General features: G+C 45.9%; 20 protein-coding genes, 1 tRNA gene and 2 pseudogenes. 20 read left to right on the forward strand and 3 right to left on the reverse strand.

All coding sequences use genetic code 11. From position 1 onward, the window contains the following. Positions 1-840: amino acid permease (locus JCM16159_RS05550; RefSeq protein ID WP_243666039.1), on the reverse strand; the 840-nt coding region annotated here is incomplete at its 3' end. Between the two features lie 186 nt (positions 841-1,026). Here JCM16159_RS05550 and JCM16159_RS05555 point away from each other — a divergent pair. The 4 genes from JCM16159_RS05555 (at position 1,027) to JCM16159_RS15130 (ending at position 2,816) form a co-directional block, all read left to right on the forward strand. Beyond that, positions 1,027-1,596, forward strand: coding sequence for a GMP synthase subunit A (locus JCM16159_RS05555; protein ID WP_054857213.1), 570 nt, complete (start codon positions 1,027-1,029; stop codon positions 1,594-1,596). A gap of 261 nt (positions 1,597-1,857) precedes the next feature. Beyond that, positions 1,858-2,022, forward strand: coding sequence for a hypothetical protein (locus JCM16159_RS15120; protein ID WP_243666040.1), 165 nt, complete (start codon positions 1,858-1,860; stop codon positions 2,020-2,022). Beyond that, positions 2,012-2,683 (forward strand): hypothetical protein, encoded by a 672-nt coding sequence (locus JCM16159_RS15125; protein ID WP_243666041.1) that lies wholly within the window; start codon positions 2,012-2,014, stop codon positions 2,681-2,683. Before JCM16159_RS15120 ends, JCM16159_RS15125 begins: the two co-directional genes overlap by 11 nt. 34 nt (positions 2,684-2,717) lie before the next feature. After that, positions 2,718-2,816 (forward strand): hypothetical protein, encoded by a 99-nt coding sequence (locus tag JCM16159_RS15130; protein ID WP_243666042.1) that lies wholly within the window; start codon positions 2,718-2,720, stop codon positions 2,814-2,816. Here the strand turns inward: JCM16159_RS15130 and JCM16159_RS15135 are convergent, their stop codons facing one another. After that, positions 2,817-3,119, reverse strand: coding sequence for a phosphoribosyltransferase (locus tag JCM16159_RS15135; RefSeq protein ID WP_243666043.1), 303 nt, complete (start codon positions 3,117-3,119; stop codon positions 2,817-2,819). It lies immediately after the preceding gene. Positions 3,120-3,728: 609 nt separating this feature from the next. Here JCM16159_RS15135 and JCM16159_RS15140 point away from each other — a divergent pair. From JCM16159_RS15140 to JCM16159_RS05585, 7 genes are all read left to right on the forward strand, one after another. Next, on the forward strand, positions 3,729-3,896 hold the full coding sequence (locus JCM16159_RS15140; protein WP_243666044.1) for a hypothetical protein: 168 nt from the start codon (positions 3,729-3,731) through the stop codon (positions 3,894-3,896). A gap of 845 nt (positions 3,897-4,741) precedes the next feature. Next, entirely contained in the window at positions 4,742-4,921 is a 180-nt protein-coding gene (locus tag JCM16159_RS15145) for an AbrB/MazE/SpoVT family DNA-binding domain-containing protein (protein ID WP_243666045.1), read from the forward strand. 247 nt (positions 4,922-5,168) lie between these two features. Beyond that, complete coding sequence (locus tag JCM16159_RS05570; RefSeq protein WP_054857214.1) at positions 5,169-5,678, forward strand: hypothetical protein; 510 nt, start codon at positions 5,169-5,171, stop codon at positions 5,676-5,678. 26 nt (positions 5,679-5,704) lie between these two features. Then, positions 5,705-5,929, forward strand: a complete 225-nt coding sequence (locus tag JCM16159_RS15150) for a hypothetical protein (protein WP_243666046.1) — start codon at positions 5,705-5,707, stop codon at positions 5,927-5,929. Further along, the gene (locus tag JCM16159_RS05575; RefSeq protein ID WP_243666047.1) at positions 5,859-6,866 is read left to right on the forward strand and encodes a DNA methyltransferase; all 1,008 of its coding nucleotides are present in this window, start codon (positions 5,859-5,861) and stop codon (positions 6,864-6,866) included. Before JCM16159_RS15150 ends, JCM16159_RS05575 begins: the two co-directional genes overlap by 71 nt. Next, positions 6,779-7,168 carry a hypothetical protein gene (locus tag JCM16159_RS15155; RefSeq protein WP_243666048.1) on the forward strand — a complete coding sequence of 130 codons (390 nt, stop codon included), beginning with the start codon at positions 6,779-6,781 and terminating at the stop codon, positions 7,166-7,168. The genes JCM16159_RS05575 and JCM16159_RS15155 overlap by 88 nt, the downstream gene beginning before the upstream one ends. A gap of 174 nt (positions 7,169-7,342) precedes the next feature. After that, a complete protein-coding gene (locus JCM16159_RS05585) occupies positions 7,343-7,993 on the forward strand; it encodes a hypothetical protein (protein ID WP_243666049.1) in 651 nt (216 codons plus the stop codon). Between the two features lie 247 nt (positions 7,994-8,240). On the opposite strand, the gene JCM16159_RS05590 is transcribed toward JCM16159_RS05585, so the two are convergent. Beyond that, positions 8,241-8,317: transfer RNA gene (locus JCM16159_RS05590), tRNA-Gly, on the reverse strand. A 100-nt stretch (positions 8,318-8,417) separates the two neighbouring features. Between JCM16159_RS05590 and aroC the strand changes: the two are divergent. The 9 genes and pseudogenes from aroC (at position 8,418) to JCM16159_RS15170 (ending at position 14,097) form a co-directional block, all read left to right on the forward strand. Next, positions 8,418-9,518, forward strand: a pseudogene (gene aroC, locus JCM16159_RS05595) (chorismate synthase). A 176-nt stretch (positions 9,519-9,694) separates the two neighbouring features. Beyond that, positions 9,695-10,327: an ATP-binding protein gene (locus tag JCM16159_RS05600; RefSeq protein ID WP_054857218.1), complete on the forward strand. Its 633-nt coding sequence runs from the start codon at positions 9,695-9,697 to the stop codon at positions 10,325-10,327. A gap of 2 nt (positions 10,328-10,329) precedes the next feature. Beyond that, positions 10,330-10,611 carry a hypothetical protein gene (locus JCM16159_RS05605; protein WP_054857219.1) on the forward strand — a complete coding sequence of 94 codons (282 nt, stop codon included), beginning with the start codon at positions 10,330-10,332 and terminating at the stop codon, positions 10,609-10,611. A gap of 184 nt (positions 10,612-10,795) precedes the next feature. Further along, entirely contained in the window at positions 10,796-10,969 is a 174-nt protein-coding gene (locus JCM16159_RS15160) for a hypothetical protein (protein ID WP_367834318.1), read from the forward strand. Continuing rightward, positions 10,918-11,799: a prephenate dehydrogenase/arogenate dehydrogenase family protein gene (locus tag JCM16159_RS05610; RefSeq protein WP_367834350.1), complete on the forward strand. Its 882-nt coding sequence runs from the start codon at positions 10,918-10,920 to the stop codon at positions 11,797-11,799. Before JCM16159_RS15160 ends, JCM16159_RS05610 begins: the two co-directional genes overlap by 52 nt. After that, a pseudogene (aroF, locus tag JCM16159_RS05615) lies at positions 11,774-12,768 on the forward strand (3-deoxy-7-phosphoheptulonate synthase). The gene JCM16159_RS05610 and the pseudogene aroF overlap by 26 nt, the downstream one beginning before the upstream one ends. After that, entirely contained in the window at positions 12,765-12,923 is a 159-nt protein-coding gene (locus JCM16159_RS15165; RefSeq protein ID WP_243666051.1) for a hypothetical protein, read from the forward strand. The pseudogene aroF and the gene JCM16159_RS15165 overlap by 4 nt, the downstream one beginning before the upstream one ends. Further along, positions 12,920-13,810, forward strand: coding sequence for a 3-dehydroquinate synthase (gene aroB, locus JCM16159_RS05620; RefSeq protein ID WP_243666052.1), 891 nt, complete (start codon positions 12,920-12,922; stop codon positions 13,808-13,810). Before JCM16159_RS15165 ends, aroB begins: the two co-directional genes overlap by 4 nt. Then, positions 13,792-14,097, forward strand: a complete 306-nt coding sequence (locus JCM16159_RS15170) for a shikimate dehydrogenase (RefSeq protein WP_243666053.1) — start codon at positions 13,792-13,794, stop codon at positions 14,095-14,097. The genes aroB and JCM16159_RS15170 overlap by 19 nt, the downstream gene beginning before the upstream one ends. The last annotated feature ends 11 nt before the right edge of the window (positions 14,098-14,108 follow it).

Consider the following 14,108-nt stretch of genomic DNA (forward strand, 5'->3'; position numbering starts at 1 on the left):
AAACCCTATGGTTGCCATTGCCATGGTGATGAGGGCTGCGACAGGTACGTTATACTTAATCGCGCTTTTACCCCTTATTTCGGAGGCTATTGCAGGCCCGGCCATTAGCCATGGGTATACGTAGAGGGCGAAGAAGGGTATTACCATGAGTATGCCACTTAATGTGGCTTCAGGCCCTTTATAGCTACTGGCCAGTGATGAGTATGTGTAACCACTTGGTAGTAGATTATTGATTGCTGCTATTGCCGTTTGCCTCGGTGTTAGGAGCATTATGGATATTGCGATTACCACCCCAATCATTGATATCGTGGTTAGTATGGTCATTAACCTAAAGCCGTACTTAGTGCCCAATATGTTAGCCAGGACTATGACTGTGAAGAAGGCTATGGCTATGGCTATCATGTCCCATGTACTGAAGGACACGTTTAAACCCAGTATGGGTAGTACTGACTCGAGCTGGAAAACGCCGGCTATCGCAATGAGCGCGTAGTACGCCAATGCCTGTATGACGAATGCCATGACCAGGCCATTAACGAGCCAAGCAACCCTAGGCCCAAAAGCCCTTGTTAACCATACATAGTCGCCGCCGGTGCGTGGTATTAGCGTGGTCAGTAGTGAATACACGATTATTTGAGGCACTGATAGTAGAAATGCAACTAATGATGCATACACTAAGTTTACACCAACAATGCTCGGCAAGGCAGCCAGTGTTAGGCCCACCGTACCCAGCGCAGCGCCTATTGACATGTTTGCTATGTTTATTGAAACCGCATCCCAAAAACCAGCCTCTTTGATCAAGCCCGTGGACTCCCTAAGAAATACACCCTGCTTGACCTCCATTATTCCATCGAGAATTGGAATATTTAAAAACCTTTCGTGTGAAACTATCGAGCATCTATTTTAATAATCAATTAAATTATTTAATAAACTCATTAAACAATAACCTGATAATTGGTTGGGATCAATTACGCTAACCTGATTCATCGCTAATAAAAGTATTTAAACAACTGTGAAATAATCATTTTCGTGGTTATTGGCATTCTTAATTTCGGCGGTCAATACAATCACTTAATACTTAGGCGTGTAACTGAACTAGGCTTTAGGGGCGAGTTCTTAAGCCCGGACGAACCGCTTGATAGGGTTAAGCAGTTGTTTGACTGCCTAATCATTAGTGGTGGTCCTTGGAACATACCCGAGGATTTACCAAGGACTGGAAATGCCATTAGATACATCCTCGAGTTCCCAGGGCCCGTACTCGGTATTTGTCTCGGGCATCAGTTGATGGCTTATGCATATGGTGGTGAATTGGCGAGGGATCGACCTGAGTTTGGCGGTGTCAAGGTCTATGTTGTTAGGGAGGATACAATATTCAGGGGAGTGCCTAGGGAGTTCACTGCATGGGAGAGCCATAATTTAAGTGTTGCCAATCAACCTAGGGGCTTTGAGGTTATTGCGTATAGTGATGCCGTACCTGTTGAGGCCATGGCTAATGAGAGAATCGATAGATTTGGCGTTCAGTTTCACCCCGAAGTTAGACATACGGAGCATGGACTTACAATAATGAAGAACTTCCTTGATCTATGCCAACGTAAATGAGGGTGGTTTATTGTTTATAAATTTAATTAAATAAATAATTAAGTAATACGGGTTATCCATAGGCTAAAGTATTTAAACAATCAATAGAATAAAAACAATATGGACATGGCAATTATCGGCAAAATGATTGAGGATATTAAGTCACTACCATTAAATGTGCCTCGCGGCAATCTCAGGCGGTGTTGATAGTACCACGGCGGCGGTCCTCGTGAGGAGAGCATCGGCAATAGGCTTAAGGCCGTATTCATCGATACAGGCTTCATGAGATTTAATGAACCTGCGCATGTTAAGGATATACTCAACGATATTCTTCCTATTGACATTATTAATGCAAGTGATAGGTTTTACCACGAGATGCTTGGGCTCGGTGATGCCGAGAAGAAGAGGATTAGGTTTAGGGAGGTTTTTTTACGCAGTGCTTTCTGAGATTGCTAGGTACTATGGCTGTGACTGGTTGGTACAGGGTACAATAGCCCCTGACTGGATTGAGACGAGGGGTGGCATCAAGACTCAGCACAACGTGCTTGAGCAAATAGGCATAGATACTGCGTCTAAGTACGGCTTCAAACTCCTCGAGCCACTTAGGGAGCTTTATAAGGACCAAGTCAGGGAATTGGCCAGAACGCTTAACGTGCCAAATGAAATTGTCAATAGGCAGCCATTCCCTGGACCTGGACTGAGTATTAGAGCCGTGGGAGAACTAACGCTTGAGAAGCTTGATGTGGTTAGGGAAGCAACGCGCATTGTCGAGGAGGGACTGGAGGGTATGGGCCTTAGCCAGTGGTTCGCCGCGGCTTGGGAGTACGAGTTTACCTCTGATGAGGGGCTTTCCAGGGCCATTAATGGGCTTGGGGATCTGCAAACCTACCTATTTAGGGTTAGGGCCACGGGTGTTAAGGGTGACTCTAGGTCCTATGGAAACGTGGTACTGGTTAAGGGCCACCTGGTCAGGTGGGACCTGGCCTATGAATTACATAGGTACTTGGCCGCAGCTTACGATATCACACACGTGATTTACGAACTAGTGAATAGGGCTCCGGTAAGTACTTCGTGTCCATTAGGGCTGTGGTCACTGATGACTTCATGACGCTGATGTAGCCAGGATACCACGTGATACGCTAATGGATATCGCGCGGGAAATACTCAACAATGACGATAGGGTCGTCGCGGTTGGTTACGACGTAACCCCAAAGCCACCGGCGACTATTGAGTATGAGTAGTTAGCGGAGTAGCTTCGTTAATTTATTCACAAAGTCCTCACCAAAGTACTCACTCAGCCTGAGACTCCTTATTACCGACTCTGGACTTGAACCCTGAACCTGGCTCCTAATAACCTCGCCAACCTCCCATGGAAATAGTATCCACTTATCCGTGGTACCCACGTAATAGTCAGGCTTAATCTTCGACCAAGGCTTAACATAGAGAGTTGCCGTCCTCACCTCCCTGGCGCCATAGAACCTAAGTATGTCTCTGGCCACGGCAAGGGTCTTCCCAGTGTCCGTAACATCATCAACAACCAGCACACTCCTGCCCCGTAAATCACGTATTATTGGTAAGTAACCACAGGCTCCTCACCCTCCCCAATCCTCGTACCATAACTCACGAGTCCAAGAACCACCAAGTCATCAACACCGAGAAAATCCGAAATAAGCTTACCAACGATATAACCACCCCTAAGAATAGCAATTACCGAGTCAGGCCTATAACCAGATCCTTAATCATCAATGAGAGGTCCAACGATAAATCCACAAGTCTCTGCCAATTAAGGACTAGGAACTCCATTAACTGGTTCAATGAAATAATGATGTTAAAAGGCTTTCCTCATGATAAGAACAACATTACCATAAATAATTAAATAATTTGCCCCCTGCATGCACCCACACCACTGGGTCCCAGCGGCCCGGTTTCGCGGGTCGTTGGGTGGCCCAATGGCGTGAATGCAAGGCAGGTATGGGCTCTGTCATTATTTAATCCTAATATATTTATATTATTTACCCTTATCGATCTTTCTTAAAATACATATAAATTATATGTATAGCATATGTGTATTATAGTTTTCATATTTTAAATTTAAACTTTTTTATTCGATATAGGCAAAAAAATTGAAAAATCAAGAATAGAAATAAAACATTGTGAAAAGGACAATAAAGCAATGTAAGGAGAAGTTTCTTGACTGCGCATTTGATGTAATAGTTAAGGCTAAGTTAGGACTCATTGACAAGGACGAGGCATTCGACGCACTTTGGGAGTACTTAATTAATGTTGAGTATGAAGTTAAGATGCTCGAAAAAAAGAGTTAATGCAGGTGATGTTGCGTAAACCAACCATTCACAAGCCCAGCCTCATCCATCCAGTGATGTGGCGCTGCGTTGTCAATGAAGGTCCATGAGTTAACATTCGTGATGTCTGAGCAATGACACATTCATAGTATTTAGTTGTCGCTTGGAAGCGGTACTATATCGGGTACTATTCCTGTGTTACACGGAGGGTAAGTACATAACGGAGGAATCCGTGATATACATAATTAATACCACGGGTTTATATTTCGGTGTAATTTCATTAGTCGTTATTTCATAATTACAACCATCAGCTGATTGTAAACGGGTAGTTAGTATGGTTAGGGCAATGATTTGTTTCGGAAGTATCATTACTGTAGAGAGCAAAATTAAAAGCGGCAAAAACTGTTCTTACAATAATCTTTAGATTCTTCATCAAAATGCCCTCACCCATTGGTTAACCTATTAATGCCGGTAGTTCCTGCGGTATTTCATTAAATTGTCGCAGTTTCCGCCTATATAGTTAATACAATGACCGTGCAATCCCACAGTGAGTCCTCTTCAAATTGAGTATCACTGCAGCATAATCCTGCTGTAAGCATGGTGTACTATCCACAAGATATGCAATCTAATGGAAGCACTAGATATTAGATCCAGGGCTATAATGTATGGAATAACGAATAACCAAGCGATGATAGAGGCTAGGGGTAATGAAGGGTAGGCATTGAAGTTAATAAAGGGTGAGAGATCCTGTGAGGGCTCTTGAGGGGTTTTATGGGAGTGAGGATGGTTTGGCTTGTTCCTCGGTTGTTTAGTGGTTTAGTTCGGTGCTGTGTCTACGTATACCACTTAAGTAAAGCACTAATTAATTGGCTAGCGACCTTGCTAGCGCAGTGCATGTACTGGCAAGGCCCAAGGCTTGGCATAACGGGAGAACAACAATACCAAGGGAGGTAAGGGCAGTACTGGGCATAAAAGACGGAGACCAAATAGAATGGATACTGAAAAACGGAGAAATAAAGGTGAGAAGGGTGGTGAAGAATGAGTAGTGGTTTTGTTCATGAGGAGGAGGTTAACATCAGGTTGCTGATACACTCAATGAGTTGGGTCTTGACTGTAGGCAGAGAGGATTAGTGGTAGGCGTAGGCCTGACATTAGGTGCTTTTATAACGGTTTAATAATAAGTATTGAGGCATACTACGATGGCAGCAATGCCGAAAGGGATGCTGAGAATAGAATTAACCAAGGTCTCGCCGACTTGGCGATAGCCTGCATTATCCTGTTAGGTATCCTAACATGCCCAAGGGTATGCTCATAGAGCAAATCAAGCAGTCGCAATTCAACGTAAAGATTATCGCGCCTAAGTATGTCAAGGTAAGTTCCCTACTTCAATTCATAAACCAGCAATTGGGTACGGGAAGACCATTAGTGACTTCTGGATGGTTCGCCGTTGATATACCTACGTTGGCTAACGTAATTAGGTACGCAATTGATTATCTAATTCAGGAGGGCGGGATTGAAGAGGAAATAGAAAAGATTAAGCATATGATAAATGATAATTTCGTTAATTCGTTAAGGGGTGGGGAAGTTTATAGGGAGATTTACGATGTTATGTATAGGCTTTATGGGATGCAGAGCCCCACTGATGAGGATTTAATGCTCACGCAGGCTGCATTGTCGTTATTGCTGACTGCGATATTCTACGAACACGTCAGAAACACCCACCCAAATCTGAACCCACTGAGTAATTATGCAAGTGAGCATGGATCTATCGAGGCTTCAAGCAAGCCCTTGATGAATTACTGAAGATTGATTATAGGGAAGCCATTAAATTGACGAGGGAGATCCTGGATAAACTACCGTCAAATGCCGCTGACAGGGTTAAGGAATTAATTGAGGAGGGCATTAAGATTGCCCAGAACAGGACCTTGCTCAGGCACGACTTTGCTGGCAGGATCTACCATGAGATTACTGGCGATAATTGCAGTGAGGAAGGGCTTCGCGACATTCTACACGCAGATACCTGCCGCGTACCTACTCGCCACGTTGGCTGTTAGGTCATTGCTGGGGCTGGAGGATGAAATTAAGAGGGCTATTGATAGGGTTAGCGAGCTCGAGGAGCTTATCCGTAGGATTAGGGAAATTAAAGTCACGGACTTCGCCTGCGGTAATGGCACGCTACTCACTGCTAGCTACTCGGCATTGATGAATGTGTTAACGGCACTTAAGCACTATAAGGGGCTTGATATTAACCTAGACGAAATAGGTAAGGCAGTGATTGAAGAGGGTGTTTACGGAGTTGACGCTCTCAAGTACGCTGCTCAGGTAACGGCAATAAACCTCGCCTTAATAAGCCCGGGGAATATTACTAAGGAGAACATCCACACAATATACCTAGGCTACATAACTGGGAAGAACCAGCCATGGCTGGGTTCACTGGAGCTTCTGAACAATAGCAAAAGGGTTGGTGGTATACTCTCATTCATTGAGGGCTATAAGATCGAGGGCATTGAGAAGGTATCGCTTGAGGGTAGTGAAGGGTCGTTCGAGTTACCTGAGAAGTTCGACCTAGTAATTATGAACCCACCATTCACGAGAGCAACAGGCAGGGTTAGCGAGGAATTTAGTGGAAGGAGGGGTTTATTCGGATTCATAAGTGAGGAAAAATATAGGAAGAAACTTCTTGATCAACTTGATGATGAAGTTAGGAAAGACGTAAGGGAGGATTTAAGAGACATAGCAAGGGACTTTGCAAGGAGGGAGAATTTACCCGATATAATTAAGGAAATAATTAATGGCACAAGAGATGAGTTCAAGCGGTACCTAAATATCGGTCAAGCCGGGGAGGGACTCCTATTCCTATACCTGGCCTATAAGTACGTGAAGCCAGGTGGCGTGATAGCTTCGTGCTGCCTAGGAATGTTCTATCAGGCGTTAGTTGGTTCCTCGCAAGGGCATTACTGGCTAGTAAGTTCCACGTTAAGTACGTCATAGTAAGCAGCGATACGGAGAACGGTTATAACTTCAGTGAGGGAACAAGCCTAAGTGAGGCACTTATAGTGGCTAAGAGGGTTGACGAACATGAACCAAGTGAGGAAACAAAGTTCATAATACTTACGAAGAAACCAAAGAGTGCCATAGATGCGATGGTTCTTGCTGATAAATTGCTGGCTAATAACGCTACTTATTACGGCGATTTAATAAGGACTGTACCCAGGAGTGCCTTACTTAATACAACTTACTTAATACAATTATTAACTGGAATATTCACACAATACCTGATAATGAATTACTGAACATAATTGATAACATAATCAATAACGGTGCCATTAAGCTATGTGATATATCCGTAGAAATACCAATTACATATCTCAACAACTTGATAAGCAACATGGGCGTTAATAGGAGGGGAGATATAATTGAGGCATTTAATTTGCCAAAGAGGGGTAACCCGAGTTGATTGCAATGCATTGCCAAAGAGACCCATTCCCAATGCAGTACCCATGCTCTGCAGTGGTGAGGAGGAGTTAAGGAAGGCAATGCTCGTGAGGCCAAATGCGTGGGTCATTGGTAGTGGGCCTAAGGCTGAGAGAATTACTAGGTTGAGGTCTAGGTTGCTTGTTCCTGACAGGATTAGGTGGAATACCTGGAGGGTGATTGCGGTTTATAGTGATGAGCCAATAATTGCCAATAGATTCTTCATGGTTAAGCTAAAGAATGGGAATGAAATGCAGGAAAAGGCGTTAGTGACTTGGTTGAATACGACGTTTGGACTACTAACGGTACTAGCCAATAGGGAGGAGACAGAGGGGGCATTCACGGAAATAAATATTGGCCAGTGGAGGGCATTGTCGATACTTGACATAACCAGGTTAGATGATGAAAAATTAAGCTCACTAGTGAGGGTCTTTGATGCCTATGCGGATAAGGAGTTTAAGAGAATACCGGACCAATATGGTGATTACCCAGACTCCATCAGGTTAAGTTTCGACCTTGATTTCCTAAAGGCGCTGGATCCAGGAATTAATAAGGACAGAGCGAAGCAATGCCTAATCGAACTATATAAAAGGTTAGGCATTACATTAAAAACATGGATTGACAATGGCGATCAAAGTTTATAGAGACGTTCTCATCGACATAACAGGTATGGTACGTGACCTAAGTACCGCTGCCTTAGTTCCTCAATTAGGTAACTTAAGGATTAGGAGTCTCTGTTCATTATTGATTTAATAAAGGGCGATGGGTTGGCGATAAACCATGCACTGGCCACTTATTGAATTGTTAACGCGTCTATAAGTTTTGCGGGAATGAATTATATGGGGATTGGGAATGATATTGATAATACTTCATTAGGGATTGATTGTAATTTGGTGCGGCCGCGGGATTTGAACCGGGTTCTGCGGCTCGGGGGGCCGCCATCCTAGACCAGTCTAGACCACGGCCGCGGGTTAATAGCGTCTGTTGAGGTTTTAAGTTTTTGGTTGTTGTTTTTCGTGCGCTGTGATGCCTTGAATGCTTATATAGGTTAAATAGTGCGTTGACTTGATGGGTAGTGTCTTTGGGCGCGTATTTAGGGTTGTGACCTTCGGGGAGTCTCATGGACCTGCCATTGGGGCTGTTGTCGACGGTGTCCCTGCCGGCGTGGCCCTCGATGAGTCATTCATTAAGAAGGAGCTTGAGAGGAGGCGTTTTTTGCCATTTGCCAATCCTCAATCCTAGGTGTGAGGATGAGGGGTTCCAAATACTGTCTGGTGTTAAGGATGGGTTTACCGAGGGTACGCCGGTAGCCATCGTTGTTTGGAATAGAAGAGCTATCTCTGATTACTACAATGAGCTTTGGATGAGGCCTAGGCCTGGCCATGCGGACCTCGCCTATTACCTGAAGTTTGGTAGGTTTTATGACCATAGGGGTGGCGGTAGGGCCAGCGGTAGGGAGACTGTGGCTAGGATAGTGGCTGGGGCCATTGCGAAGGCCGTACTTAAGCAGGTGATGAATATCGAGGTGGCTAGCCACCTGGTCGAGCTTGGTGGCGTGGCCATATCCAGGGAGGACTACACCTTCGAGGATGTGGTCAAGTCTTGGGAGAAGCCACTTCCCATGGTCGATGATGAAGCCATGAGGAGAGCCATAGACGTGCTGGTCAATGCCGCTAAGGATGGGGATAGCGTTGGCGGTGTTGGCGAGGTATTAACCACCGAGGTTCCGCCGGGGCTTGGTGAACCCGTCTTTGATAAGTTGAAGGCTGACCTGCTAAGGCCGTCATGTCGATAGGCAGTGCCGTTGGTGTTGAGTTTGGGCTTGGGTTTAGGCTTGCTAGGATGAGGGGTAGTGAGGCCAATGACCAAATAGTGCTTAGGGATGGTAGGCCAAGGCTTGAGACTAATAGAATTGGTGGTATACTCGGTGGCATGAGCATTGGCGAGCCCATTAGGTTCAGGGTTGCCTTTAAGCCAACACCCAGCATTAGGAAGCCCCAGAGGACAGTGGACTTGGAGAGGATGGTGGAGACTACGATAACCTTTAGGGGCCGTTATGACGTGTCCACGGCGCCAAAGGCGATACTCGCGGCCGAGGCCATGACCGCCATAGTCCTCGTGGATCACGCAATTAGGGCTGGGTTAATTCCTAGGGTCATTAAAAGGTAGGTTTATAGGTTGGGAGGGGGTAACCTAGTTAGGCGGGGGTAACTGCTCTTTGACATTAGGGTTAAGGAGAGCCTTAGTGACTTGTTTGATAGGGATGATGAGGTTAAGAGCCTTAGGGCCAGTCTTAACGAGCCGTTAATAGTGATCTTTGGGCTTAGGAGGTTGGTAAGTCCTTATTGATTAGGGCAGTACTTAATGAGTATGCACCAAATAATTACTTCTACATAGATCTGAGGAGGTTTGAGGAAAGTGGTTACGTGAGTTACAGGGACTTTGTTAAGGCGCTTGAGGATTCCATAAACGCTAGGGTTAGGTCAAGAAGGTTATTGAACATTCTCTCAGGGATTAGGGGCGTAAGTATTAGTAGTTTCAGGGTGAGTTTCTCCTGGGGCAGGGATAGGGTTATGCTTGCGGATATCCTGGACTCAATAAATGATTGGGCTGGTGATGAGGGGTTGAGGGCGATAATAGTCCTTGACGAGGCTCAGGAACTGGTTAAGGCGAGGGGCTTCAACGTATTACCGGTCCTCGCCTATGCATACGATAATTTGAGGAATTTAACATTCATAATAACTGAGTCTGAGTTCAGGGTTTTCACGAAGTTCCTTAAATCAAATTATCCAGAATCTCCACTTTTTGGTAGGGCTTACGTGAGCATTACACTTAAACCATTTAGTGAGGAGCAGGCCGTTGAGTTCCTGAGGCGTGGATTTAGGGAACATGGTATTAACTTTGATGGTGCTGGGAGGGTCTATGAGGAGCTTGGTGGTAATCCTGGTTGGTTAACGCTCTTCGGCTATAGAGCCTGAGAATGAGTTTTAATGAAGCATTAAACGAGACCAAGAGGGAGGCTATTGACCTAGTTCGTAGGGAGATATGCAACATCATTAATGAGGGTAGGCACTTGGCAGAGAAAAGGTACTTAAGAATACTCGAGGTTTGCGCCAATGGTTGTCGCTGGTCAACCATTAAAATGGCCCTTGAGGCCATGGAGGGTAGGGAGTTGAATAACTCCATTGTTGACTCACTGATTAAGGCGTTGTTGGATTACTCATTAAGGAGGGTAATACCTACGTATTGCCGGATAAGTTGATGAGGGATGCCGTGATGGGGCTTAGGTGCTTCGTAAACGCAGTAAATAGTGATAATGTTTAAAAATATAGTTTCTTAATAACCCTGGGACCTCTATGGAATATCTAGATTCGTAAGGTACAAGGTCAAACCTAATGGTTATCTTAACCCAGTCGTGATTAGTCATTGCTTGATCGGTGGTTATCATGCTCTCTGAATTGAGGCGTAGCATTGATAATATTGATGAGGAGTTGATGAGGCTAATTGGAGAAAGGATTAGGCTTGCTGCGAGATTGGTAGGGTTAAGAGGAGTCTTGGGCTACCCATCATTGATAAGGACAGGGAGGGCGAGGTTATTGCCAAGTGGATTGAGGGATTGAGTAAGTTTGGTGTTGATGCCGAGACTGCCATCGGGATTGCCCAGTCAATAATTAGGGTTTCGACAAGGGCTCAGCTGATGAGTAGGCTTGATATTGGTGTGACGATAATTGGCAGTGGTAGGGTTGGTAGAACCCTCGCCAAGGCGCTTAGTAGGGTCGCTGACGTAATACTCCAGAGGCATGATGAGGAGTTGGTGCCTAATGACGTCATCATACTGGCCACGAAACCCACGGATGAGTCAATAAACATATTGAGTAAGTACTCAGGCAGGCTTAGGGGCTCCATAGTCATGGACTCATTCTCAGTTAAGATGCCCATGTTTAGACTAATTGAGAATGAATCACTGAGGGCTGGCTTCCACTACATAAGCGTCCACCCACTCTTTGGTGAGTTGAGTAATCCAATTGGTGAGACCGTGGTCCTAATACCATCAAAGACTGGCGATGATAAGCTCGAAAATGCTAAGGACCTATTTACAAGTGCCGGTCTCAATGTCGTTGTTCTAAGTAGCCCTGAGGAGCATGATAGGCTTATGGCCTATCTGCAGGTTGCTCACCACGTATTATTACTCACGCTTTACGCGGCATTGAGGAGGATCGGCCTCGACCTAAATACTCAACTCGTTACCCACAGCCTTAAGTATACGTTTAAGGCCTTGGAAAGAGTTTTGGAGCAGGTTGAGGTTAGTAATGAGTTGTTTAGGCTTAATCCATACTCGAGGAGTGTGGTTGGGGAGTTGGGTGATTTATTAAAGGAGGTTGTTGAGGGGCTTGATAGGGGCGACATGGTGGGGGTGTTGGGCCATGATAATCAAGGTATCCAGGGATAGGGTTGATGACGTAGCCAGCCTACTGGACAAGGCTGGTGTTAGGTTCGGTGTTGTTAGGATTTATGGAGATGACCTAGTAATTACTTGGCCTGACTCTAAGGTTGATGTTAATGCCGTTAAATCCGTGGATCCGAATGCCGTTATTATCGAGGTTAAGGCCAAGTACCAATTGGCGAGTAATGCCTGGAGGGATAGAACAATTGTTGACGTCAGTGGTGTTAAGATAGGTGGTGATGAGGTCGTAGTGGCCGCAGGGCCCTGCGCAGTGGAGAGTTATGAGCAGGTTAGGGATACGGCCATTGCCGTTAAGGAGGCTGGGGCTAAGTTACTTAGGGGTGGTGCGTTTAAGCCTAGGACAAATCCATATAGCTTCCAGGGGCTTGGTATTGATGGGTTGAAAATACTTAGGAGGGTGGGTGACGAGGTTGGTTTACCAGTTGTCTCCGAGGTCATGGATACGAGGATGGTGAAGACCGTGGCCGAGTACGTAGACATGCTACAAATAGGCGCAAGGAATGCCCAAAACTTCGACTTACTCAGGGAGGTTGGTAAGTCGGGCAAGCCCGTGCTCCTTAAACGGGGACTTGGTAACACGGTTGAGGAGTGGTTACAGGCCGCTGAGTACATACTCCTTGAGGGTAATGGCAACGTGGTACTCTGCGAGAGGGGTATAAGGACCTTTGAGCACGCAACTAGGTTCACGCTGGACCTGGGCGCCGTGGTTGCCGTTAAGAGACTAACGCACCTACCGGTTTGCGTTGACCCATCGCATCCAGCGGGTAGGAGGGACCTGGTAATACCGCTGGCGCTGGCAGCCATAGCCGCAGGCGCGACATGCTCCTCGTGGAGGTTCACCCAAGGCCCTGGGAAGCGCTATCGGATGCGGAGCAGCAGCTGACCTTTGAGATGTTTAGGGAGTTGATGGTTAAGGGTAGGGAGGTGGCTAGGGCAATTGGTAGGTCGTTATGAGGGAGTTCACGTATAGGTCACGGGATGGCGACGTTAAGGTACTAATCAACATTAATCATGCGAGGCCCTGGAAAGGATTACTAGGAATTACACGGGATGCGTTACGTATGTCTCGAGGAGTATCGTCAATAGGGTTAAGATTGCCTGTCCAGTGATTCCGATAGTAGATGGTGAGGAGGGTAAGAGTATCGAGACGGCGCTAAACATTGTGAGGAGCGCGCATGAGATGGGCGTTGATAGGGACGGCCTATTCATAGGCATTGGAGGTGGGAGTGTCCTTGATGTCGTCGGCTTCTCCGCATCAATATACCTGAGGGGTGTTGATTATGTTAATGTCCCAACAACCATGCTATCCATGGTTGATGCATCCCTCGGCGGTAAGACGGGTGTTAATGCCTTGGGTCTCAAGAACGTGATTGGGGTCATTAGGCAGCCTAGGTACGTAATCATTGACCTATCCTTCCTAGACTCACTGCCAATGCCTAATTACCTCGATGGCTTTGCGGAGGTTATTAAGTATGGCGTGACGATGGATAAGGAATTACTTGATAAGGTAATGGGTAATGCCGATGGATTGATTAATAGGGGCCACTCACTTCTCGAGGATGTTGTCTATAAATCGTTGAGGGATAAGGCAAGCATCGTTGAGGCTGATGAACTGGATAAGGGTGGTGTAAGGGCCGTTCTTAATTATGGGCATACCGTGGGCCACGCCATAGAGTCTGCGACAAACTTCTCGGTTAGCCACGGCAAGGCGGTGGCGCTGGGCATGGTGTGTGAGGCCCGCGTTGGTGTTAAGCTGGGCTATACGCCTAAGGATGTTCCTAACCTACTAGTGAATGCATTATCTATGTTCAACCTAATTAATGAGGTTAGCATTGACGTGAATAAGCTCGTAGGTGCCATGTTGAGGGATAAGAAGAGGAGTGGTGATTTCATAAAACTTCCCGTGGTTACGGACGTGGGTAGGTGGGATGTGGTTAGGGTGAGTATTAAGGAATTGACTGAATTGGTGATCAGTAAATGCAGGTCTATGCCGTAGTTGGTTATCCACTCAACTACACATTATCGCCTAACATACATAATTACGTGTTCAAAGTATTGGGGGTGAGTGCGGTTTACGTACCTCTTAGGGTATCGCCAAGTAGGTTGGTGCATTTCGTGGAGTTTGCCAGGGACTCCCTGGGTGGGTTTAACGTAACCATACCGCACAAGGTGGCTATTACGGGGCTCATAGATGGCGTGGTGGGTCCTGCCAGGGAACTCGGTAGTGTGAATACCGTGGTCAATAAGGACGGTGAATTAGTGGCTATAACACTGATTATCTAGCCATTAAGCAA

Origin of the sequence: Vulcanisaeta sp. JCM 16159 (genome assembly GCF_001316265.1) — an archaeon.
GTDB lineage: Archaea > Thermoproteota > Thermoprotei > Thermoproteales > Thermocladiaceae > Vulcanisaeta.

Coding starts and splice junctions, on each gene's coding strand:
- JCM16159_RS15120 (WP_243666040.1), top strand. CDS start 1,858: ATGAGATTTAATGAACCTGCGCATGTTAAGGATATACTCAACGATATT.
- JCM16159_RS15130 (WP_243666042.1), top strand. CDS start 2,718: ATGGATATCGCGCGGGAAATACTCAACAATGACGATAGGGTCGTCGCG.
- JCM16159_RS05570 (WP_054857214.1), top strand. CDS start 5,169: ATGCCCAAGGGTATGCTCATAGAGCAAATCAAGCAGTCGCAATTCAAC.
- JCM16159_RS05605 (WP_054857219.1), top strand. CDS start 10,330: ATGAGTTTTAATGAAGCATTAAACGAGACCAAGAGGGAGGCTATTGAC.
- JCM16159_RS15160 (WP_367834318.1), top strand. CDS start 10,796: ATGCTCTCTGAATTGAGGCGTAGCATTGATAATATTGATGAGGAGTTG.
- JCM16159_RS15165 (WP_243666051.1), top strand. CDS start 12,765: ATGAGGGAGTTCACGTATAGGTCACGGGATGGCGACGTTAAGGTACTA.
- JCM16159_RS15170 (WP_243666053.1), top strand. CDS start 13,792: ATGCAGGTCTATGCCGTAGTTGGTTATCCACTCAACTACACATTATCG.